The sequence below is a fragment of the Streptomyces sp. NPDC096136 genome (assembly GCF_044763325.1).
Taxonomy (GTDB): Bacteria; Actinomycetota; Actinomycetes; order Streptomycetales; family Streptomycetaceae; genus Streptomyces.
In genome coordinates, this window is the sequence record NZ_JBIWFZ010000006.1 from 75,409 (window position 1) to 95,620 (window position 20,212).

Consider the following 20,212-nt stretch of genomic DNA (forward strand, 5'->3'; position numbering starts at 1 on the left):
TGCCGCCGTCGGCCGCCGGTAGGGTGGCGCCGGACGAGAGAAGAGATCCTCCGATGGATTCCCGTACCGTGCGCATCCGCTCCAAGTTGGCGAGGGTGCCGTACCAGCCGCAGCGCAGTCATTCGATGGGCGCCGAGCGCCATGGCTTTCGCGTCGGCCCGCGCGTCGGTTCCGCGCGGGTGGACGACTTCGAGCGCGAACACCGCCTCGTGTTGCCGCCGGCCTACCGGCAGTTCCTCGCAGAAGTCGGCGGCAGCGGCGCCGGCCCGTTCTACGGCCTGCTTCCGCTGGAGGAGTGCAGGCTGTACACCATGGACCGGCAGCCGCCGGACGGCTCACCGCGGGGATTCCACCACGAGGACCACCCGGACGCGCTGCGAGGGGACCGGTTCCTCCACGTCATCGAGACGGGCTGCAGCGATCTGTGCCTCATCGGGGTCACCGGGCCCCTCACCGGCCGCGTGCTCACCGGCAACGCGGAGGGCTTCCGGCAGGCGAACGTCTCCTCGGCCCGGGACTTCCTGAGCTGGTACGAACGCTGGCTCGACCACATGCGGGACGGCAAGGACAACCGGGCGCTCGGCCTCACCTCCCCGGCGACCGTCGCGACCGCCCCCTGGGGCCCCCGGGCCGCGGACGAAGCGGAGTTCCGGCGGCGCCTGCGCCTTCAGCGCCTTCAGCGCCTCAGGTAGGCGAGGACGGCGAGGACGCGCCGGTTGTCCTCGGCCGAGGGGGCTATGCCGAGTTTCCCGAAGATGCTCGCGGTGTGCTTGGCGACGGCGCTCTCGCTGAAGTGGAGGGCCCCCGCGATGGCGGCGTTGGAGCGGCCCTCCGCCATCAGCTCCAGGACGTCGCGTTCGCGCGGGGTGAGGGCGGCGAGGGTGCCGCGGGCCGCGCCGCGCGACAGCAGCCGTCCGATCACCTGCGGGTCCAGGACGGTGCCGCCCGCGGCGACCCGGCGTACGGCGTCGACGAACTGGCCGGTGTCGGTGACCCGGTCCTTCAGCAGGTAGCCCACCGCGCCGTCGTCGCTCGACAGGAGCTCGTTCGCGTAGAGCTGGTCGACGTACTGCGAGAGCACGAGCACCGGCAGACCGCGGTGGCGGCGCCGGGCCTCCAGGGCGGCCTGGAGGCCCTCGTCGGTGTGGGTCGGCGGCAGGCGCACGTCGACGACCGCCACGTCCGGCCGCTCCTCCAGCAGGGCGCGCAGCAGGCCGGGGCCGTTGTCCACCGCGGCGACGACGTCGAAGCCGTGCTCGGTGAGCGTGCGGACCAGGCCGTCCCTCAGCAGGAAGAGGTCTTCGGCAAGGACGACGCGCACGGGATCTCCAGGGTGACGGTGGTCGGGCCGCCCTGCGGGCTGTGCAGGACGAGGCTCCCGTCGAAGGTAGCCAATCGCCCCCGGACGCCGAGCAGCCCGGTCCCCCGGGAGGGGTCCGCACCGCCGCGGCCGTCGTCGGTGACGGTGACGCGCAGCCGCGGGCCGCCGGCGTCCCCGTCGCCCGGGCGGCCCGCGTCGTCGTGCGCGAGGCGTATGTCCACGCGGCCGGCACCGGAGTGCTTCGCGGCGTTGGCCAGCAGCTCGTTGACGGCGAAGTAGGCGGCCGATTCGACGGCGGCCGGCAGCCGGCCCGCCATCCGGACCTCGACGTCCACGTCGAGGAAGCTGTCGAGGGCCAGGGAGCGCACGGCGTCGCCCAGGCCGCGGTCGACGAGGACCGGCGGCTGAATGCCCCGGACCAGGCCGCGCAGGTCCTCCAGGGCCCGACCGGACAGCTCGCGCACCTCCAGCAGCGCGGCCCGGGCGGCCGGCGGGTCGGTCTCCAGCAGCCGGGTCGCGCTGTCCAGGCGCATCCCGAGGGCGACGAGCCGTGCCTGGGCGCCGTCGTGCAGGTCCCGCTCGATGCGCCGCAGTTCGGCCGCCTGCCCGTCCAGGACCTCGGCCCGGCTGTCCGTCAGCTGTCCGACGCGGCGCCGGAGTTCGGTGATGCGCGGGGCCGCGAGCAGCCGCCGTCCCCACCGGGCGTGCAGGCGCAGGACGGGCGGGGCGAGGAGCAGTCCCGCCGCGGTGAAGCCGAGGCCCAGCACGAGCGCCGCGAGCATCAGGCCGGTGCTGTGCACGGGCACGAAGGCGTACCAGTTGCCACCGTCGTCCAACAGCCGCCACACGAACGGCTGCACGACGACCCCGAACAGCCCCTGTACCACCAGGACCGGTGGTACGGCGACCAGTAGGCCGCCCACCACCGGCTCCAGCCACGCCCAGGACAGGTCCCGCCAGAACCCCGCGTCGGCCAGGACCTCGCGGGCCCCCGCGGTCCGCGGGAGCGGATCGGGCGCGGTGATCCGCACCCCCGACCACCGCTCCGCCCGCTGCCGGGCGCGGTCGCCGCACCGGCGCAGCGCGGCCGCGGCGGGCGGCAGCAGCCGCAGGCCCAGTCCGACGGGGAGCAGCAGCAGGGCTCCCACGACGCCCGCTCCAGCGAGCGCCACCCGCAGGCCCAGCAGACCGGCGAGCTGGCACCGGCCGACGGCGGCCGCGCGGCGGGACAACGCCGCACGCAGCGGGCGGGGTTTCGCACTCATGTCCCGTGCAGGGTAGTCGGTCCGGGCGCCGCCGCCGGTTCCGGTGCCCGCCGGCCGGCGCCCGGCGCGGCCGCCGACGCGGCCACGACCAGGCAGGACAGCCCGAAGCAGAGCATGGGCGGGACCGCTCCCGACTCCTCGTCCAGGAAGAGGAGCAGTCCGAGGTTGACCAGCGTGTGGAAGCCGCCGGCGAGCAGCAGCCGCCGCCACCCGCCCACGCCGTCGAGCGCGATGCCCAGGAGCACCGACATCGCCGTGGTGGCCACGAGGAACCCGGCGGCGTAGGCGGGTGCCTGCGCGAAGACCGGCACGTGCCAGGCCCCCCAGAGCACACCCACCGTCACCGAGGAGGCGAGCACGCCCAGACGGGTGCGCAGCAGCGGCTGGAGGAAGCAGCGCCAGCCGACCTCCTCCCCGCACGCCCCCACCAGCTGCGCCACGGCGATCAGCGCGAAGGAATGGTGGAGCGACCCCGGCGGCGTGAAGCCCGCCTCCCCGCCGACCGCGTAGCACCCGAGCACGGAGAGCGCGACGATCAGCCCGGCCGCACCGAGCAGCAGCGCACCGCCGAGGGGCCGGGCGCCCGCTGCCGTCGCCGCGGCGTCCCGTAGCAGCTCACGGGTCCGCCGGCGCCGGAACACCGCGACCGCTCCCACCGCGAGGGCCGGCCCGAACTGGGTGAGCTGTACGACCTCTTCCGGTATCCCGGTCCGGGGCTGTGCCGCCCCCAACGCCCCGGCCGCCACGAAGGCCACGGCGGTGAACACGCCGCCCACCGCCCACACCCCGGCGCGCCCCGCCCCGTCCCCGTTCCTACGCCCCCTGCGCACCTTGCGTCCCATGTGCCCTCCCCGTCCGTCCGTGAACCCGTACGCGGACCACGATGCCGCCCGGAGCCCGGCGGGCCCCTGCACCTGGCAACCGGACCGGGGTGGACCTGGATGCACCCCGGGGCTACCGCCCGGCGGGGAAGCGCTCCGCCTCGGGGCCGGAGGGCTGCGCGGGCAGTGCGGTGAGGGCGGGCCGGGGCGGGGTCGCCACGCGGACGTCGTGGATCCCGCGGCGCAGTGCGGCGCCCAGCCGCCGGCCCAGCGGGCGTTCGACGAGCCGGTGGAGGAGCCAGGCGAGCACCAGCATGCCGCCGGTGGTGGCGAGGACCAGCGGCACGGGGGCCACACGGTCGCGGAAGTGGTGGATGACGGTCAGCCCCACCATCATGTGGATCAGGTAGAGCGGGTAGCTGACCGCGCCGGCGTGCGGGAGCCAGCGCCACCGGACGCGGTCCAGGGCGCCGAGCGCGAGGGCGGCCATGACGGCGAAGCCCAGCAGGATCACCACGTGGGCCGGCCAGACGGGGGTCTGGTCGGCGGCGGCCCGGCCGAGGCTGGAGGCCATGCGGTCGTGCACGTAGTGCTGCGCGAGGAGGAGCTGGACGCCGACGACGAGCCACAGGACGGCGTTCGGCCCGAAGCGGCGCATCAGGTGGAAGGCCATGCCGGCGATGAAGTACGGGGACGCGGACGGCATGGCGAAGAAGGACAGCACCCCGTCGTCGACGGTGGGGGCCACCACGCCCGCCGCGGTCCAGACTCCGCAGAAGAGGAGGCAGCCGCGGTACGTCACCCCGCGCAGGACGAGGAGCGCGAACAGCGCGTAGAACTTGAGCTCCACGAAGAGCGTCCAGTACGCGTCGTCGACGTGCGGGACCCCGAGGCCGCCCTGCAGCATCGACAGGTTCACCACCACGTCGGTGTAGTTCGTGATCGACCGCACCTCGGGCCAGGCGAGCAGCACCAGCGAAGTGACGGCCACGGCCGCCCAGTAGGCGGGGAAGAGCCGGGCGGCCCGCGACACCGCGAAGTCGCCCAGGCCGCGGCCCCAGGCGCTCATGCAGATGACGAACCCGCTGACGAGGAAGAAGATTTCGACGCCGAGCCAGCCGTAGACGGCGAACCGGCGGGCGACGGGGAAGACGGCGGTGGTCGGCTCGCCCCAGGCGCTGGCCAGGACCGTGTAGTGGTAGAAGAGGACGGCCAGCGCGGCGAGGACCCGTATGCCGTCGAGGACCGCCAAGCGCTGGGCCCGTTCCTCCGTTCTCCGCGTCCTCACCTTTCGCCCGCCCCCTTGATCGCACTGTCGTCCGATTACCGATGCGTAAAGTCCTCGGGACTTTACCCTGGGTTCACAGGCGGTCCACAGGGAAATCCGCCGGTCGGCGAAGCGGGCCGGAGGCGCTCCGGCGCCGCCCGGGGCGGATCAAGGCCTCAGGCCCCCCAGGAGGCCGTCGACCGCGGCGTCCACGACGTCCGGGGTGTCGTCGGAGGCGATCATGCCCGTGCTGAGCAGGACGGCGAGTCCGTGGACCGCCGCGAAGACCAGGCGGGCCGCGGCCTGCGGGGTGAGTCCGCCGGCGAGCTCGCCGGCGCCCGCGGCTTCCTCGATCACGGCGTACGGGATCGCGTACGCGGCACGTGCGGCGCCGGGCGCCGCCAGGGTTTCCGCCCCGTGCTTGCTCGCGTACATCAGCTCGACGAGCGGCATCCGCCCCTCGGCGTAGCCGACGTAGGTGTGGGCGACGGCCCGGAGCCTTTCCTCGAAGGTGGGCCCGGCGGCGGAGATCGCCTCGGTCAGCCGCAGGGCGAGGGTGTCGAAACCGCGCTGCGCCAGTGCGTCCAGGAGGGCCGTCCGGTCGGGGAAGTGCCGCCTCGGCGCGGTGTGGCTGACGCCGATGGCCCGGGCGATCTCCCGCAGGGACAGCGCTGCGGCGCCGTGCGCGACGACGGAGCGCTCCGCCTCCTCCAGTAGGGCCGTCCTGAGGTTGCCGTGGTGGTAGCTGCGCTCCTGCATGGGGCCATCGTACGCGGAAATGTTTCCAGTGGAAACTATGTGTCCATTGACAACATTGAGGGCGCGGTGTCAGCGTGGAGCCATGAACACACCGCACCGCACCCACTGGACCGCCGCCGACCTGCCCCCGCTGACCGGCAGGACCGTCGTGGTCACCGGGGCCACCAGCGGCCTCGGTACCGTCACGGCCAGGGAACTGGCCCGGGCCGGAGCCCATGTGGTCCTCGCCGTCCGCGACACCGCCCGAGGCCGGCAGGTGGCCTCGACCCTGCCCGGCAGTACCGAAGTGCGCCCCCTGGACCTCTCCAGCCTCTCCTCCGTCCGCGCCTTCGCCGACGCCTGGGACCGCCCCCTCGACGTCCTCGTCAACAACGCCGGCGTCATGGCCGTCCCCGAGGCGCGCAGCGCCGACGGGTTCGAGATGCAGTTCGCCACCAACCACCTCGGCCCCTTCGCCCTCACCAACCTCCTGCTCCCGCACCTCACCGACCGGGTCGTCACCGTCGCCTCCAACGCCCACCGCAGACCGGGCGTGGACATCGACTTCGACGACATCAACTCCGAGCGCTCCTACCGCCCGTGGCGCGCCTACCAGCAGTCCAAGCTGGCCAACCTGCTCTTCACCCGCGAACTCCAGCGGCGGCTGACCCGGGCCGGCTCCCCCGTGACCGCGCACGCCGTCCACCCCGGCTACGCGGCCACCAGCCTCCAAGGGCGCACCGCCGGCGCGGGCCAGCGCCTGATGATGGCCGTCGCCAACCGCCTCGTCGCCCAGCCCGACACCATGGGCGCACTGCCCTCCCTCTACGCCGCGACCCAGCCGCTGCCCGGAGACAGCTACACCGGCCCGGACGGCCGCGGCGAACTGCGCGGGCACCCGGCCCCCGCCCGGCGCAGCCCGTACGCCCAGGACGACGCGCGGGCCGGCCGGCTCTGGGACCTCTCCGAAGAGCTCACCCAGGTCCGGTTCGCCGCGCCGCCGACGGGTCACGGACGGGGATGAACCCGCGGGCGGCAGTCCGCGCCCCGCGCTGCCGCGGGCGCCGCAGGTGCCGCCTCCGGGGGATTGGGGGGGGCGCGACGTCGCCGCGCGCTCGCGGGGGCCGGGGCGGCGGGTCCTGCCGGTCAACTCCGGGCGGCGACGCCGAGGGTCCCCCGGCCGGCGACGCCGAGCGTTCCCCGGGCGGCGACGCCGAGCGTTCCCCGTACGGCGGCCCCGAGCCGCGGCGGGTGCCCGGCGGCGGACTTCGGCTTGGTCGCCGGCCGCGGCCGCGGTGCCTCGACGGGCTTCCTCTGCGGCGGGGGCGACTTGGGAGGGAAACTCGGTGGGACCTTCGGACCTCTGGCTTCCGCGACCTCGCTCATATCCCGCCACGCTACCCCGGTCGCCCCGGGGCGCGCGGGGCCATGCGGGGATGCGAGGGGGCCGATGGCAGGCGGCACGGACCCGGCGCGCCGTGACCCGCGAGGGGGGCCACACGGCGGAATGCCGGCGCCCAACCCCCTGCCGCCCACGACACTTGGGCCGAACCGCACCTCCCGGCCGTTGTCACCGCCGGATGGCAAGATCATCCCCGTTGTCCGTCGTCACCAGGGGGAGACCATGACCGAACAGCACAAGAAGGCCCGCCGCGCACTGCTCACCGGAGCGGTGGCCGGGCTCACCGGGACCGCGCTGATATCCGGCACCGGTACGGCCGCCGCGGCGACCGCGGCCGCCGGGACGCCGGACTGGTTCGACGTCAAGAACCACGGCGCGGTCGGCGACGGCTCCGCCGACGACACCGCCGCCGTCCAGCGCGCACTCGACGCGGCGGCCGCGGCCGGCGGCGGCACCGTGTACTTCCCCGTCGGCAAGTACCTGGTCAAGCCCGCAGCCGGCGCACCCGCGCTGGCCCTCAAGGCCGACGGCATCCGCCTGGCCGGCGCCGGGGCGAAGGCCTCGATGCTGATCAAGGGCGGCGACGGCATCCTGCTGCGGATGTCCGGCACCGGAGCGGCCTACTCCACCGGCTCCACCCACCGCCGCTACTGCGCCGTGGAGAACCTCGGCTTCAACGGCAACGGCAAGACCGGCCTGCTGCTGGAGCTCTACTACAACAACAACTCCTACTTTCGCGACGTCTTCATGACCTCGAACAGGGACATGTGCATCGACGCCGTGGAGTTCTGGGACTCCCGCTTCTACAACCTGGTCATCGAGGACTGCACCGGCACCACCGCCAGCACGACCCAGCCCAACATCTGGCTGCGCAACGCCTCCTCCGCCACCGAGGGCGCCTGGGGCCACAGCAAGGACAACATCAACCAGATCCACTTCATCGGCTGCCGCCTGGAGGCCTTCGGCACCGGCGCGCTGTGGATCGGCCAGGGCGCCGTCACCACCAACAACCCCAACGGCGTCTACCTCACGGACTGCAAGTTCGAGACCTCCCGCATGCAGGGCGGCCCGCACCTGAAGACCGACGCGGGCTGCCGGCACGTCTACGCCACCAACATCTACTGCTACGCCGGCGACTTCGCCGCGGGCACCCCGGCCACCGCGCGGAACATCATCAGCTGGGCGGCGAGCGCCAGCGCGCTGGAGAACGTGGTCATCGCCAACCGGGACAAGGCCACCGTCAACGCGGGCGTCGCGCTCTACTCGGGCCCGGGCTCCACCGCCGTGCTGCGCAACGTCGTCGGGCTCTACACCACCGCGCCGACCGGCACGCACATCTACTACGAGCAGTCGTCGACCGGCGACTTCCGGGTGGAGAACAGCTACGGCAGCACCGGCGCCCAGGCGACCGGGACGATCCCCGTCAAGAACGCGCCGAACCCGCCCCTGCGGCTGGTGCCGGGCCCGGTCACCGACGCCTCCTTCACCCGGCAGCCCCTGGACGGCACCATGGCCGTGGACTCCGCGAACAAGCGGCTCTACGTCCGGGTCGGCGGCCAGTGGCTCTGGTCCGCGCTCAACGCCTGACCGCCCGACGCGTCCACGGCGCCCGGCGTACGCGGAAGCGGCACGATGAACCGCGGCAGGTGCGGGGCGGCCGCGCAGCGGGGGCCCGACGGGCCTTGGTACCGCACGAACCGGTGCGGGTGGTCCCCGTGAGCCACGGCCGCTAGCCTGCGGGAATGGACACTCGACCCGGCTCGCCCAAGGACCCGTCGCGACTCCTGGACGCCTTGGAGATCACGGAGCAGGAGTGCCGGCAGTGCGGGACGCTCATCGCCGGGCTGAACGGCCGCTATGCCTGCGCGCTCTGCGGCTGGGTCAACGACCACTCCGAGGGGCACAGCCCGTTGCCCCGGGCGGAGGACGACCCGGACGCGGGGCGCGACAGGAGGCCCCGCTCCACTCGGCGCTGAGCCGGCCGGCCCGCGGCGGGACCCTGGGTGTCCCCCTCGACGTCCGTACCCGGGAGGGTGTGGAACCGCGTTCCGCCCCTGGGCGTCCCGAAGACCGGAACCCGCTGTGGCCGTGCTCCCGCGCAGGAGCCGCCTTCGGGGCGTCCGTCTGTCCGTCCGTCCGACCCGGCTTCCGGCGACCCTTCGCGGCCGCCCGGGCCCGCGCCGGGCCGCACCGGTTCAGGTGAGCGCGCGCCGTCACGGCTTGCTTCGCGGCTTCGACTCCGTCTAATATCGTCAGCATGACGATAACGGTGGGGGTTCCCGCTCCCCGCGCAGTCGTCATCCATCACACCGCGATCACGCGCGTTCCCCCTCACCCCGACGACGCATCCCGCTAGGAACACCCCGTGCGCCACGCCAGTCCGCCCCCGTTCTCCGCCCTGCACCCCGCCCTCCTCGACTGCCTCTCCGACGTGCGTGCGGTCCGGGCGTTCGACGCGGCCGACCACCTCCGCGAGAAGTGCCGGGTACTGAACGGGTACTTGCGGCACAACGGCCTCGACTCCGTCGTCGTGGGCCTGTCCGGCGGTGTCGACTCGGCCGTCGTCCTGGCCATCGCGGAGGCCGCCCGCACGACGCCCGGCTCGCCGCTCGTGAACGTCGTTCCGGTGATGGCGCCGATCCACGACACCTCCGCCGCGACAGGACAGTCCGACGGGGTGAAGCGCGGCCGGGAGGTCTGTGACGCGTTGGGCCTGACGCCCCTGCTGGTCGACCTGACCGGGGCGCACGCGGCCCTCAAGAGCGCGGTGGACGCGGATCTGCCCCTCCCCGGAGCCGGTTGGGCCTCGGGGCAGCTCGCCAGCTACATACGCACGCCGGCCTTCTACTACGCCGTCAGCACGCTCACCGAGCGCGGGCACGCCGCCATCCTGCTGGGCACCACGAACCGCGACGAGGGCGCCTACCTGGGCTTCTTCGGCAAGGCGTCCGACGCGATGGTCGACGTCCAGCCCATCGCCGACCTGCACAAGAGCGAGGTGTACGCGCTGGCCCGCCACCTGGACCTGCCCCGCTCGGTCATCGACGCCGTTCCCACCGGTGACATGTACGACGGGCGCACGGACGAAGACGTCTTCGGAACCCCGTACGACTTCGTCGAGCTCTACCTCAACTGGCTCACGCTCCCGTCCGACGAGCGGGAGCGGCGGGCGACGGGCTGGCCGGAGCCGGCCCGCCTCGCATTCGAGGAGATGGCGACCCGCCTGGAGTCCCTCCATTCCTTCAACGCGCACAAGTACGTGGCCGGCAGTCCGGCCGTACACCTCAACGTGCTGCCTTCCGCCGTCCCGGGCGGCTGGAGCCACGGCCACGGCGACGCCGGCGTGGAGGACTGACCATGGCAGGAACGGCGGTCAATCCCTTTTCCCTGTCCCCGGACACGGAGCGCGGCATCTCGGCCGACGGGTCATGGGCCCCGACCGTGTCGCACCTTCCGCACGTCGACGCCACGGTGATCGGAAACTTCCTCACCCCGGCCGAAGCGGAACTCCTCTCGGCCGAGCTCGCCGCCCAGCAGCTCGTTCCGACCGGCCGGGACGGCATTCTCGCCCACTACTCCCCGGGCGATCCGGTCGGTTCCCTTCGCGCCACGGCCGACTCCGGCGCCCTGGCGGCGGAATTCCACCGACGGCTCCGGTCGTGCCTGTCGCTGGAGGTGGAGCCCGGCGACCCGACCGATACGGAGGGAAGGTCCTGGAAGCCGCTGTCCGTCAATCCGCGGATGCGGTTCATCAGGTACGAGCGCGGCGGACTGCTCGTCCCGCACTACGATGCGCCCTACTGCGCCCCGGACGGAACGCGGACCCTCCTGACGGTGGTCGTCTACTTGTCGTACGAGGCCGTGGGGGGAGAAACGCGGTTCATCGCCGACCGGCAGAACGGCCTTCCCTTCGCAGAGCGGGACTTCTCGGACTGGCAGCGGGTCGCGAAGCCCGAGGAGGTACTGACCGCGTACCACCCCGTACCGGGCGACGCGCTCGTCTTCTGGCACCGGACGCTCCACGACTCGGCCCCCCTCGTCGAAGGCACGAAGACGATCCTCAGAACCGATGTGCTCTACGGGCCGACGGGTCCGGCCTGACGCATGGCACTCGCATCATCGGTGGTCGTGTCCGCGGAGGAGGAACACGCGTGGCGTGACCCCTTCTACCGGGACGTGATCACGGAGTGGGGCGCACCGGCCCTGCAGAGCACCGGATACTTCGACGACGGGTCGACCAGCGAGGACGTGCGGGAGGCAACGGGGGAGCCGTTCTTCTGCACGCCCGTTCACAAACTGACCAGGGGTCCGGGCCGAACCAGGCCGCTCGTCCTGCTGGCCACCGGGGCGTTCTCCCCGGTTCATCAGGGACATGTGGACATGCTGCTGAGCGCGCGCCGGGCGCTCGAAGCGCACGGAGAGCACGTGGCGGGCGCCTACCTGTCTCCCAGCCACGACCGGTACGTATCGGTCAAGCTGTCGCACGAGGCGGTGCCGGCCGATGAGCGCCTCGCGCTCATCCACGAGGAGCTCGCACGGCATGACTGGATCATGGCGTGCCCGTGGGAGTCGACGTGGGTGGCCAACCCCGTCAACTTCACCACGGTCCTGCTCCGCCTCCAGAACCACCTGCGCCGGTCCTGGGACGCGGAGTGCGACGTGGTGCTGGTCGTCGGCGCCGACAACGCGGAGTTCGCCCGGTGCTTCGTCAGGCACGGCCGCTGCGTGATCGTCGCGCGAGGAGGCTGTGAACGCCGGCTCGCCGACGTCCGCGAAGACCCCGGGATGGCGTCCGCCCTGCAGGAGAAGAGGGTGCTCGTCGCCCCTGCCTTCCCCAGGTCCGCCTTCCTGTCCTCCACGAAGGTCCGCGCCGCGGCGGCAACGACCTCCGCACCGGCGGATCGCGCATCCGGCCGGCGCGGTGGCGGTGGTGGCGGTGGCGGTGGTGCCGGTGTCGGGGCTCAAGCCGTTCGCCGGTACGCCGTGCGGGACGATCTGGAGTGGGCGACGAGGCGTTGGCGCGAGTCGGTGCCGAGGAGGGTCCTCGAGCCCGCCCTCGCCGAGTTCACCCACAGCGCCCTCACGAGCATCGAGGCCGGTCTGTCCGGTGTCGGAGGGACGCCGGTCACGATCGACCTCCTGAGCCATGAAAGGCAGAGGGAGGCGGCCCGCGAGCTCTGCGCCGGCAACGTCGTCGTCTCCCTGGACACCTCGACCCCGGCGACCCACCGGCTGGGCCTGTCGCGCGTGTTCCACCCGTTCGACGCGCAGCTGCGCGCGCACGGGATGGTCGCGCGCCCGGGGTGGCCCAGCCCGCAGGAACAGGTGGCGGCGATCGCGGCGAAGTCGGTCGTCCTCGTGGACGACGACATCTGGACGGGCGCCACCATCGACTACGCCTCGGCCCTGCTCGAAGGCGCCGGCATAGGGATATCGCGGACGGTTTCCCTGATGTCCGTGATCGAACCGGACCGACCCCGGCCGATGGACCTCCTCGATCTCAGGGACCTCCTGGTGGGTGCCGACGACAGCGGGCTGGTGGTGCAGGGCCCGGGCGGACTCGTCGCCCGGGCGCCGTACCTGCCGCCCTTCGTGGACCTCGGCTCCAGGGCGTCCATCCCTTCGACACAGGTGTGCGCTCTCGCCCACCGGCTGTGGTCGGCGAACGCCACGTTCTTCGCCAGGACCGGGCTGCGCGTGGGCGATGCGTGCGCGGCCGTGCGCCAGTTCCTGAACGCGCTCGGGCATCCCGACGGACAGCCGCTGTCGGACGTGTGCGACGGGTACCGGCGTCGTACCGGGGAGCTTCCGTTCGCCGCGGGGTCCCAGGTGCACCGGATGCTGAGGAATCCGCCGTCCCCGACCCGGTCGGAGTGACGAGGGCTCAGAACCGGACCGGCAGGGCGACGAGGCCCCGGGCGCGCATCGACGGCCGCCAGCGGAGCTCCTCGCGCGGCACGTCCAGCGCCAGGCCGGGGAAGCGGCGCAGCAGCGTGCCCACGGCGATCTGCGTCTCCAGGCGCGCCAGCGGTGCGCCCACGCAGTAGTGGATGCCGTGGCCGAGCGCCAGGTGGCCGCCGTCCTGCCGGTCCAGGTCGAGGCGGTCGGGTTCGGCGAACCGCTCGGGATCGCGGTTGGCCGAGGCGAGCGAGAGCATCACGGTCTCCCCGGCCGGGATGCGCACGCCGCCGACCTCGACGTCCTCGACCGGGAAGCGGCGGATGGCCAGCAGCGCCGGGCCGTCGTGGCGGGCGAACTCCTCCACCGCGGCCTCGATCCGGTCCGGGTCCGCGCGCAGGGCGGCCGCCTGTTCCGGGTGGTCCAGCAGGGCCAGGGCGGCGGTGCCGATCAGCTGGACCGTGTTCTCGTAGCCGGCGGACAGGATCAGGAAGGCCAGCGAGGTCAGCTCGTCCTCGGTGAGCCGGTCGCCGCCGTCGCGGACCTCGACCAGGTCCGTCAGCAGGTCGTTGCCCGGCGTGCGGCGCTTGTCGTCGATGAGCTGCGGGAAGTACCCGAGCATGGCCACCACGGCCTGCTTCGTCGCCGCCGGGTTCGCCGGGTCGGGGGCGACCAGCGCGTCGGTCCAGGCGCGGAAGTCCGGACGGGAGTCCTGCGGTACGCCCAGCAGGTCGCAGACGACCGTGATCGGCAGCGGTGCGGCGTAGTCCGCGACCAGGTCGGCGCGCCCCCGGTCGGCGACCTCGTCCAGCAGCCGGTCCGCCAGGGCCTGGATGCCGCCGCGCATCCCCTCCACGCGGCCGGGCGTGAACGCCTTGGCCACCAGGCGGCGGATCCGGGTGTGGTCCGGCGGGTCCATGTTCAGGAGGTTGGCGTCGAGGGCCGGGGGCAGTGAGAAGCCCTGGTAGTGGCCGGGCAGACGGTGCGCCTTGTCCAGGGAGAGCCGCGGGTCGGCGAGGAGGCGGCGCACGTCGGCGTAGCGGGTGACGATCCAGGCGGGCAGTCCGTCCGGCCCGGTGACCCGGTGTACGGGCCCGGCCTCCCGGAGCCGGACGTACGTCTCGTGGGGGGCGGCGATCAGCGAGGCCAGGTCGGGAAGCTCGGTAGGCATGATCAAAAGCCTATGTCGGCTCCTGCGGGCCCCTCCCGCGGCCCCCGCGGTGGCCGGACCGGCGCGGGGACGGCGGCGCGGCCGGGGACCGGGGCGGGGCGGGGCGGCGGCGGGGACCGGGGCGGGGGCTGGGGCGGCGGGCGTCCTACGCTTCCGCATGCGTGTTCGGTTAGGCTAACCTTGCCTGCATCCGCGGGCGTGCCGGCCCGGGTTCCGGCCCGGAGTTCTGGAGGAGGCCCGTGGACAGCATCGTGCTCACCGCCGGAGCCCTGTACGCCATCGTCCTGCTCCGCGCCGGAGGGACGTTCGCCGTCGGGTGGCTCACCGGTGCGGGTGCCCGGCGCAGCAGGTTCGCCGCGCGGATCTCCTCGGCGAAGTTCCTGCGTGCCGAGCGGGCGATCCAGCGGTGGGGCGCTCCCGTGGTGGCCGTCTCCTTCCTGACCGTGGGTCTCCAGACCGCCGCCAACTTCCTCGCGGGCAGCATGCGCATGCCGCTGCCGCGCTACCTCCCCGCCCTGTTCGTGGGCGGTGCGGCCTGGGCGCTGGTCTACGCGACCGCGGGACTCGGCGTGCTCGAGGTGCTGGGAAGGCTCTTCGCCGAACGGACGGCCCTCGGGGTGTCCGCCGTGGCCGCCCTCCTCCTCGCGGTGTGCGCGGTGGTGGTGTACCGCAGGCGGAAGGCGGCCCAGACCTGCGGTGACACCGCGGCCGAGGGCTCCTGACCGCCTCCGCCTCCACGAGGGCCGGACCACCGCCGGCGCGGCTCGCCGTGGTGGACGTGCAGAGGGCGTCGGCGCGCGGCGGCGTCCAGGAGGTGGCGCTCAGGGCGGAGGTCCGGCCCGACGGGAAGACCGTGCTCGGCGTGGTCCGGCCGGCGGTCGTGCCCCGTCACGCCGGGGGCGGCGGTGGCCGGTCGGGCGGGGCGGGGACGGGGGCGCCGCCGAGGCGGAGGTGGTCGGCGAGGGCCTCGTGGGTCAGGTGGAGCCCGGCCCGCAGCACCGCGTCGTGCCGGGACGGGTGGGCCTTGCGGTGGGCCAGGTCGAGGGCGCGGGCCCGGTCGAGGGGCTCGGCGAAGTCGCTGCCCCGCAGCGCGGCGTCCAGGGCGTCGGCGGTGACCCGGACGAGGGGGGCGAAGGCCTGCAGAGCGGGGTCGTGCGGACCGTCCGCGGCGGGTGCCGCCGGCCTGGCGGAGCCGCCGGGGCGCGTCCGCTCGTACAGCTCCTCGGTGAAGTACTGGAGGGTCAGCGCCGTCCGGGCGGCCAGGACCAGGCGTCCGTCGAGTCCCTCCGGCGGCCGGCCGGTCCGGCGGCGCAGCGGGGCCCGGCCGCCCGACGCGCGGTCGAAGGCGTCCCGGCAGGCCTGCGGGCGCAGCCAGAGGCGCGCCCGCTCCGGCAGGGCGCCCGCCGCCGCGGCCCCCAGGGCCTCGTGGGCCGTCGCGCCGCGCTCCAGTGCGCCGGTGATCCCGGCCAGGAGCTCCCCGACCGCGGTCCGGTAGCCGTCCAGTCCCGCGGTGGCGGACCGGTAGGGGTCGGGAGGCCACAGGAGCGGCCCGAGGAGGACGACGACGGCGATGCCCACGAGGGTCTCCTCCAGCCGGGCCAGCGGGTACCCGGGGACCGCGGTCGCGTAGACCATCAGCGCGGTGATGAGCACCTGTTGGTTGGGCGAACCGGGCCGCCCCAGCAGGTACATCCCGGCGCAGCCGCAGAGGAGCACGAGCGGGAAGGACCACGCCGGGTCCGTCACCCAGTGCAGCAGGACCGTGCTCAGCACCACGCCCACGACCACGCCGGCGAGGCGCTCCCACCCGAGCCGCGGCCAGGCGTAGACGTCCTCGCGCAGGATCAGCACCGCGGGGAGCGCGGCGGGGACGGGGGCCGTGCTCGTGCCCCACCACAGGCACAGGTACCAGGACACGGCCGCGCAGAGGGCCAGCCGTGCGGCGGACCGCAGTCGGCCGCCGGGGGTGGACACGTACGGAACGGCGACCAGACCGGACATGCCGGACATCCTAGTGATCCGGGCCGGGGGTGTGGATCACTGCCGGGGTGTCTACGCCGCCTCCGTCCACCGGTGCGCGCGGGCCTGGCGGCGCAGCTCCACCCGGGCGGCCCGGGAGCGGCCCGGGACGGTCCAGTAGGGGTGGGCGGCGATGCGGCAGGAGAGGCTGATGAGCCGGCGGCGCAGGGCCGTGGTGCCGGGGGGCGCGGGTCGGCGGGCCAGGGCCGCGTAGGTGTCGAGCCATGCGGCCTGCAGCTCGACCAGGTCGTCGGGGAAGCGGAGGGGCGTCACTCATCTATTAGAGCACCTGTTCGAATATATGGGCGAGCCGGCCGCCCTACCCCTCATGGGCGGGACGGAACGTGGGTAAGGGTCCTTGCAGGGGGTGCGGTCCGGCCATCCTGGCTGCGACGGGGCCGCGCCCCCGTCGAGCACCCACCCCTCCCGACGGCTCGCCCCCTCCCGACGGCCCGCCCCCTCCCGACGGCCCGCCCCTTCCGATGGCCCGATGTGACAGATCCTGGTCATTGCGGCCATCCCGGACCGGGCGGAATGATCAGGGCGTGTCCGCACCGCACCGCATCGTGATCGTCGCCTTCCCGGGGATCGAGCTGCTCGACGCCACCGGTCCGGCCGAGGTGTTCTCCGTGGCCTCCCGGGTCGCGGGAGCCGACCGGCCCGGCTACCGCGTGCTGATCGCGACGCCCGACGGCGCCCCCGTGGCCACCTCCAGCGGTGTGCGGCTGATGGCCGATCTGGCCTTCGACGAGGTGGCCGCCCCGATCGACACCCTGGTCGTGTCGGGGGCGATCGAGCTCGTCGACGGCGGTGTGGAGCCGGTGGTCGACCGGGAGGTCGCCGCATGGCTGCGCCGTGCGGCACCCGGAGCCGGGCGGATCGGGTCGGTCTGTGCGGGGGCGCACCTGCTGGCGGCCGCGGGGCTGCTGGAGGGCCGGCCCGCCACGACCCACTGGCTCACCGCGGACCGGCTGGCCGCCGATCACCCCGGCGTGCGGGTCGATCCCGACCCGATCTTCATCCGGGACGGGCGGGTGTGGACCTGCGCCGGCGTCACCTCGGGGATGGACATGGCGCTGGCCATGGTCGCCGAGGACCACGGCCAGGACCTCGCGCTCGCCACCGCCCGCACGATGGTGATGTACGTGAAACGCTCCGGCGGACAGAGCCAGTTCAGCGTGCCCCTGTCCGTCCAGAGCTCCTCGGACGACCGGATCGACGGGCTGCGCAGGTGGATCGCCGAACACCTCGCCGAGGACCTGTCCCTCGAAGCCCTCGCCGCCCGTGCGCACCTGAGCACCCGCCACTTCAGCCGGCTGTTCCGGCAGCGCACCTCCACCACGCCCGCCTCCTACGTGGAGGCGGCCAGGCTGGAGGCGGCCCGGCGGCTGCTGGAGGACGGCGACCGCAGCCTGCCCGAGGTGGCCGCCGCCAGCGGGCTGGGCTCCGTGGAGACGCTGCACCGGGTCTTCCGGCGGCGGCTGGGGACGACCCCGGCCGAGTACCGCCGCCGCTTCTGAGCCCGCCCGCCCCACCCCGCCACCCCGCCCCGCCCAATCACCCACACCACCGCCGGTTACCGGGCGCACCCGCGCACCGGGCGGGCCCCGCCATGCCCGGACGCGGTGCCTGCCGGCACGTTTCGGAGGAGAGCCATGTCCCGCACGAAGGTCGTCCCGATCCCGGTCCTGGGCCGGCACCACATCAACGCCTACCTGCTCCTCGGACGCCGGCCGGTCATCGTCGACGCCGGAACCCCCGGCAGCGGCCGAGCGATCCTGGGCCAGGTCACCGGCCACGGCGTCGATCCCGCCGATGTCGCCCTGATCGTCATCACGCACGGCCACATCGACCACTTCGGCTCCGCCGCCGAACTGCACCGGCTCACCGGCGCGCCGCTCGCCGGCCACGTGGCCGACCTCGGCCCGTACCGCTCGGGCCGGGTCCGCGAACCCTACCTGCCCACCGGTCCGATGGGCCGCCTCATGGCCCGCAACCGCAAGCTCCACGCCCGGGCCGAGCCGTTCGACCCCGCGGTACTCATCGACGGCGAGACGGCCCTGGACGACTTCGGCCTCGCGGCGCGGATCATGCCCACCCCCGGCCACACCGCCGGATCGGTCTCCGTCCTCACCGACGACGGCGACCTCGTCGCCGGTGACCTGATCGCGAACTCCTTCATGGGCCTCATACCCGGCCGGCCCGCCGATCCGCCCTTCCACGACGACCCCCGGCAGAACCTCGCCAGCCTGCGCGAGATGCTCGCCCTCAACCCCACCCGCCTGCACGTCGGCCACGGCGGCGCGCTGGATCCCGACCGGGTCCGGCGGTGGGCCGAGAGGGAACACGACCGCCTCGCACGGCTCGCCGCCGCCGGACGCCTGACCGCCCGCGGCGAGTGACGTCGAGGGGTCGAGGATACGAAGATGCGTGCCGACTACGTACGGACGTGCGAAGAAATCCGGCGAACGGCTGTTACGGAATATCTAGCTCCGCTTGGGTGGCGGGTGTTCCGAGTGCGCCGGGTGGTGCGCCGGTGCGCGGCGACGGCCGTGCCGGTGAGGCGGGCGGGTGGGTGCAGGAGGCACCGGTTGTCAGGGCCGGGGCGGCGGGAGATGTGTGGGGTGTGCAGGCGACTGTGACGGAAATGTCCGCTTCTGGTAACCGGCCCCGGCGGAGGCTGCAGCGGGGCGGGTGCCGGGTCGAGAGTGTGGCCACCGGCTCACTCCGGGCCGGGAATCCGCACCGCTGCCACCACCTGTTTCGGCTGGTGGAGCAGGCTTCTTGAGGGAGCGTCACCCATGTCCTCCGTTTCTTCCTCCGCCCGCCGTATCGCCGCCACCGTCCTCGCCGCCGGAGCCGTCGTCGGCGCGGCCGCCCTGCCGGCCGCCGCGCAGGACCGTGACCACCGCCAGCACCCCCGGGTCGAGATCAGCCGGGTCCAGGCCGACAGCCCCGGACGCGACGACCATTCCAACCGCTCCCTGAACGCGGAATGGGTGGAGATCACCAACACCACCCGCAACGCCATCAACCTCCGCGGCTGGACCCTGCGCGACGACGACGGCAACCGCTACCGCTTCGACAACGTCCGCATCAACAGCCACGCCACCATCCGCATCCACACCGGAAGCGGCCGCAACTCCCGTACCGACCTGTTCCAGAACAGCCACGAATACATCTGGGGCAACAACGGCGACACCGCCGTCCTGCGTGACGAGCGGGGCCGCGTCGTCGACACGGAGACCTGGGGCCGGCGCCGCTGACCCCCGGTAGACGGGTTCTCCCCCTCCGCCGCCGCGGCGGGAGCGGCAGCGGAGGGGGAGGGGCGGCGCCTCGGCGTGCGGGCCGGGAACGTTCCTGCGGTCCGCCTCGTTGAGCCGGGGCCGCTGCTTCGATCACGCATACGAGGAGTGTCGTGCCCGTGCCCGTGCCCGAGACCGCTTCCGCCGACACCGTGACCCCGCTTCCGCCGCTCGCCGCCCAGGCAGAACGCCTGATCGGGCTCGGGGTGCCCGAGCTCTCCGGGATCTCCGCCGCCGAGCTGCGGGACTTCGCCCGGAGCGCCGGGGGTGCCGGAGCCGGGAGCGGCGGTGCCCTGCTCGCCGTCCACCCGGACCGGGCCCCCGCCTCCGTCCTCGCGCCGCTGCTCCACCGTGCGGGCAAGCCCGGCTTCGTGGTCGTCGACATGACCGACGTCGACGGCTTCGTGCCGTACCACGCCGAGCTGCCCGACGCACCCCTCTACCTCGTCGACGGCCTCGACCGGGGCGACGACCTGGCCGACCGGAGCCCGGAGGAGGCCCTGCCCGCCCTCGGCGAGAAGGGCCGCACCCCGCTCGTGCTCACCGAGGGCATCCACTGGCTGCTGCAGCGGCCGGAGGTGCTGGAGCGCAACCACTGCTTCATGACCATCGGTTCACGGCTGCGCAAGCCCAACGGCGCCCTGGACACCCGCACCCCGGCCATCTGGATCAGCAACGGCACCGGCCGGGACGGCCGCGAGCGGCGCGACGCCCCCAAAGTGGGCTGGTGCTGGTGGAACAACCGGCACACCTGGCTGGGCTTCGGCTCGGCCAGCGGCCGCCGCCGCGCCTGAGGACCGCGGCCCGGCTCACAGGCCGCCGCGCCTGAGGTTCCGCGGGGCCGGTTCACCGGCCGTCGCTCCGTCACCCGGCGGCCACGGCCGCCGCCTCGGAATCCCGCGAAGAAGCGCGGAGGGGCCCCGGCGCCGGCCGGGGTCGCAGTGGCCCCGGGGCCGCCGCCGCGATCGGGCCGATGCCCGCGGACACGGGCAGGGCGACCACGCG

The 20,212-nt window shown here is 73.9% G+C and carries 20 protein-coding genes; 12 read left to right on the forward strand and 8 right to left on the reverse strand.

Annotation, left to right across the window (positions count from 1 at the left end; all coding sequences use genetic code 11):
* The first annotated feature begins 53 nt into the window (after positions 1–53).
* Positions 54–692, forward strand: coding sequence for an SMI1/KNR4 family protein (locus ACIRBY_RS14840; RefSeq protein WP_403900712.1), 639 nt, complete (start codon positions 54–56; stop codon positions 690–692).
* On the opposite strand, the gene ACIRBY_RS14845 is transcribed toward ACIRBY_RS14840, so the two are convergent.
* The 5 genes from ACIRBY_RS14845 to ACIRBY_RS14865 form a co-directional block, all read right to left on the reverse strand.
* Positions 677–1,321 carry a response regulator gene (locus ACIRBY_RS14845; RefSeq protein ID WP_403900714.1) on the reverse strand — a complete coding sequence of 215 codons (645 nt, stop codon included), beginning with the start codon at positions 1,319–1,321 and terminating at the stop codon, positions 677–679. The two genes, ACIRBY_RS14840 and ACIRBY_RS14845, sit on opposite strands and share 16 nt — an antisense overlap.
* Positions 1,285–2,586 (reverse strand): sensor domain-containing protein, encoded by a 1,302-nt coding sequence (locus ACIRBY_RS14850; protein ID WP_403900716.1) that lies wholly within the window; start codon positions 2,584–2,586, stop codon positions 1,285–1,287. The genes ACIRBY_RS14845 and ACIRBY_RS14850 overlap by 37 nt, the downstream gene beginning before the upstream one ends.
* A complete protein-coding gene (locus tag ACIRBY_RS14855; RefSeq protein ID WP_403900718.1) occupies positions 2,583–3,428 on the reverse strand; it encodes a CPBP family intramembrane glutamic endopeptidase in 846 nt (281 codons plus the stop codon). The genes ACIRBY_RS14850 and ACIRBY_RS14855 overlap by 4 nt, the downstream gene beginning before the upstream one ends.
* A 112-nt stretch (positions 3,429–3,540) precedes the next feature.
* A complete protein-coding gene (locus ACIRBY_RS14860) occupies positions 3,541–4,695 on the reverse strand; it encodes an acyltransferase family protein (RefSeq protein WP_403900720.1) in 1,155 nt (384 codons plus the stop codon).
* 147 nt (positions 4,696–4,842) lie between these two features.
* On the reverse strand, positions 4,843–5,433 hold the full coding sequence (locus ACIRBY_RS14865; RefSeq protein ID WP_403900722.1) for a TetR/AcrR family transcriptional regulator: 591 nt from the start codon (positions 5,431–5,433) through the stop codon (positions 4,843–4,845).
* 82 nt (positions 5,434–5,515) lie between these two features.
* Between ACIRBY_RS14865 and ACIRBY_RS14870 the strand changes: the two genes are divergently transcribed.
* The 6 genes from ACIRBY_RS14870 (at position 5,516) to ACIRBY_RS14895 (ending at position 12,691) form a co-directional block, all read left to right on the forward strand.
* Complete coding sequence (locus tag ACIRBY_RS14870; RefSeq protein WP_403900724.1) at positions 5,516–6,436, forward strand: oxidoreductase; 921 nt, start codon at positions 5,516–5,518, stop codon at positions 6,434–6,436.
* Positions 6,437–7,036: 600 nt separating this feature from the next.
* Complete coding sequence (locus tag ACIRBY_RS14875) at positions 7,037–8,401, forward strand: glycosyl hydrolase family 28-related protein (RefSeq protein ID WP_403900726.1); 1,365 nt, start codon at positions 7,037–7,039, stop codon at positions 8,399–8,401.
* Between the two features lie 155 nt (positions 8,402–8,556).
* Positions 8,557–8,790 carry a hypothetical protein gene (locus ACIRBY_RS14880; protein ID WP_403900728.1) on the forward strand — a complete coding sequence of 78 codons (234 nt, stop codon included), beginning with the start codon at positions 8,557–8,559 and terminating at the stop codon, positions 8,788–8,790.
* 389 nt (positions 8,791–9,179) lie between these two features.
* Positions 9,180–10,169: an NAD(+) synthase gene (gene nadE, locus ACIRBY_RS14885; protein WP_403900730.1), complete on the forward strand. Its 990-nt coding sequence runs from the start codon at positions 9,180–9,182 to the stop codon at positions 10,167–10,169.
* A 2-nt stretch (positions 10,170–10,171) separates the two neighbouring features.
* Complete coding sequence (locus ACIRBY_RS14890; protein WP_403900732.1) at positions 10,172–10,915, forward strand: 2OG-Fe(II) oxygenase; 744 nt, start codon at positions 10,172–10,174, stop codon at positions 10,913–10,915.
* A gap of 3 nt (positions 10,916–10,918) precedes the next feature.
* Positions 10,919–12,691 (forward strand): hypothetical protein, encoded by a 1,773-nt coding sequence (locus tag ACIRBY_RS14895; RefSeq protein ID WP_403900734.1) that lies wholly within the window; start codon positions 10,919–10,921, stop codon positions 12,689–12,691.
* Between the two features lie 7 nt (positions 12,692–12,698).
* Here ACIRBY_RS14895 and ACIRBY_RS14900 read toward each other — a convergent pair whose 3' ends face one another.
* Positions 12,699–13,883 (reverse strand): cytochrome P450, encoded by a 1,185-nt coding sequence (locus ACIRBY_RS14900; RefSeq protein WP_403900736.1) that lies wholly within the window; start codon positions 13,881–13,883, stop codon positions 12,699–12,701.
* A 239-nt stretch (positions 13,884–14,122) separates the two neighbouring features.
* On the opposite strand from ACIRBY_RS14900, the gene ACIRBY_RS14905 reads away from it, so the two are divergent.
* Entirely contained in the window at positions 14,123–14,605 is a 483-nt protein-coding gene (locus tag ACIRBY_RS14905) for a DedA family protein (RefSeq protein WP_403900738.1), read from the forward strand.
* Positions 14,606–14,771: 166 nt separating this feature from the next.
* Here ACIRBY_RS14905 and ACIRBY_RS14910 read toward each other — a convergent pair whose 3' ends face one another.
* Together ACIRBY_RS14910 and ACIRBY_RS14915 are read right to left on the reverse strand one after the other, a co-directional pair.
* A complete protein-coding gene (locus ACIRBY_RS14910; RefSeq protein WP_403900740.1) occupies positions 14,772–15,884 on the reverse strand; it encodes an FUSC family protein in 1,113 nt (370 codons plus the stop codon).
* A gap of 51 nt (positions 15,885–15,935) precedes the next feature.
* Complete coding sequence (locus tag ACIRBY_RS14915; protein WP_403900742.1) at positions 15,936–16,175, reverse strand: hypothetical protein; 240 nt, start codon at positions 16,173–16,175, stop codon at positions 15,936–15,938.
* Between the two features lie 272 nt (positions 16,176–16,447).
* Between ACIRBY_RS14915 and ACIRBY_RS14920 the strand changes: the two genes are divergently transcribed.
* The 4 genes from ACIRBY_RS14920 (at position 16,448) to ACIRBY_RS14935 (ending at position 20,001) form a co-directional block, all read left to right on the forward strand.
* Positions 16,448–17,422: a GlxA family transcriptional regulator gene (locus tag ACIRBY_RS14920; protein ID WP_403900744.1), complete on the forward strand. Its 975-nt coding sequence runs from the start codon at positions 16,448–16,450 to the stop codon at positions 17,420–17,422.
* Between the two features lie 135 nt (positions 17,423–17,557).
* Positions 17,558–18,304, forward strand: coding sequence for an MBL fold metallo-hydrolase (locus tag ACIRBY_RS14925; RefSeq protein ID WP_403900746.1), 747 nt, complete (start codon positions 17,558–17,560; stop codon positions 18,302–18,304).
* A 399-nt stretch (positions 18,305–18,703) separates the two neighbouring features.
* Positions 18,704–19,168 (forward strand): lamin tail domain-containing protein, encoded by a 465-nt coding sequence (locus ACIRBY_RS14930; protein WP_403900748.1) that lies wholly within the window; start codon positions 18,704–18,706, stop codon positions 19,166–19,168.
* A 164-nt stretch (positions 19,169–19,332) separates the two neighbouring features.
* Positions 19,333–20,001 (forward strand): DUF5701 family protein, encoded by a 669-nt coding sequence (locus ACIRBY_RS14935; RefSeq protein ID WP_403901132.1) that lies wholly within the window; start codon positions 19,333–19,335, stop codon positions 19,999–20,001.
* Positions 20,002–20,212: the final 211 nt, after the last annotated feature.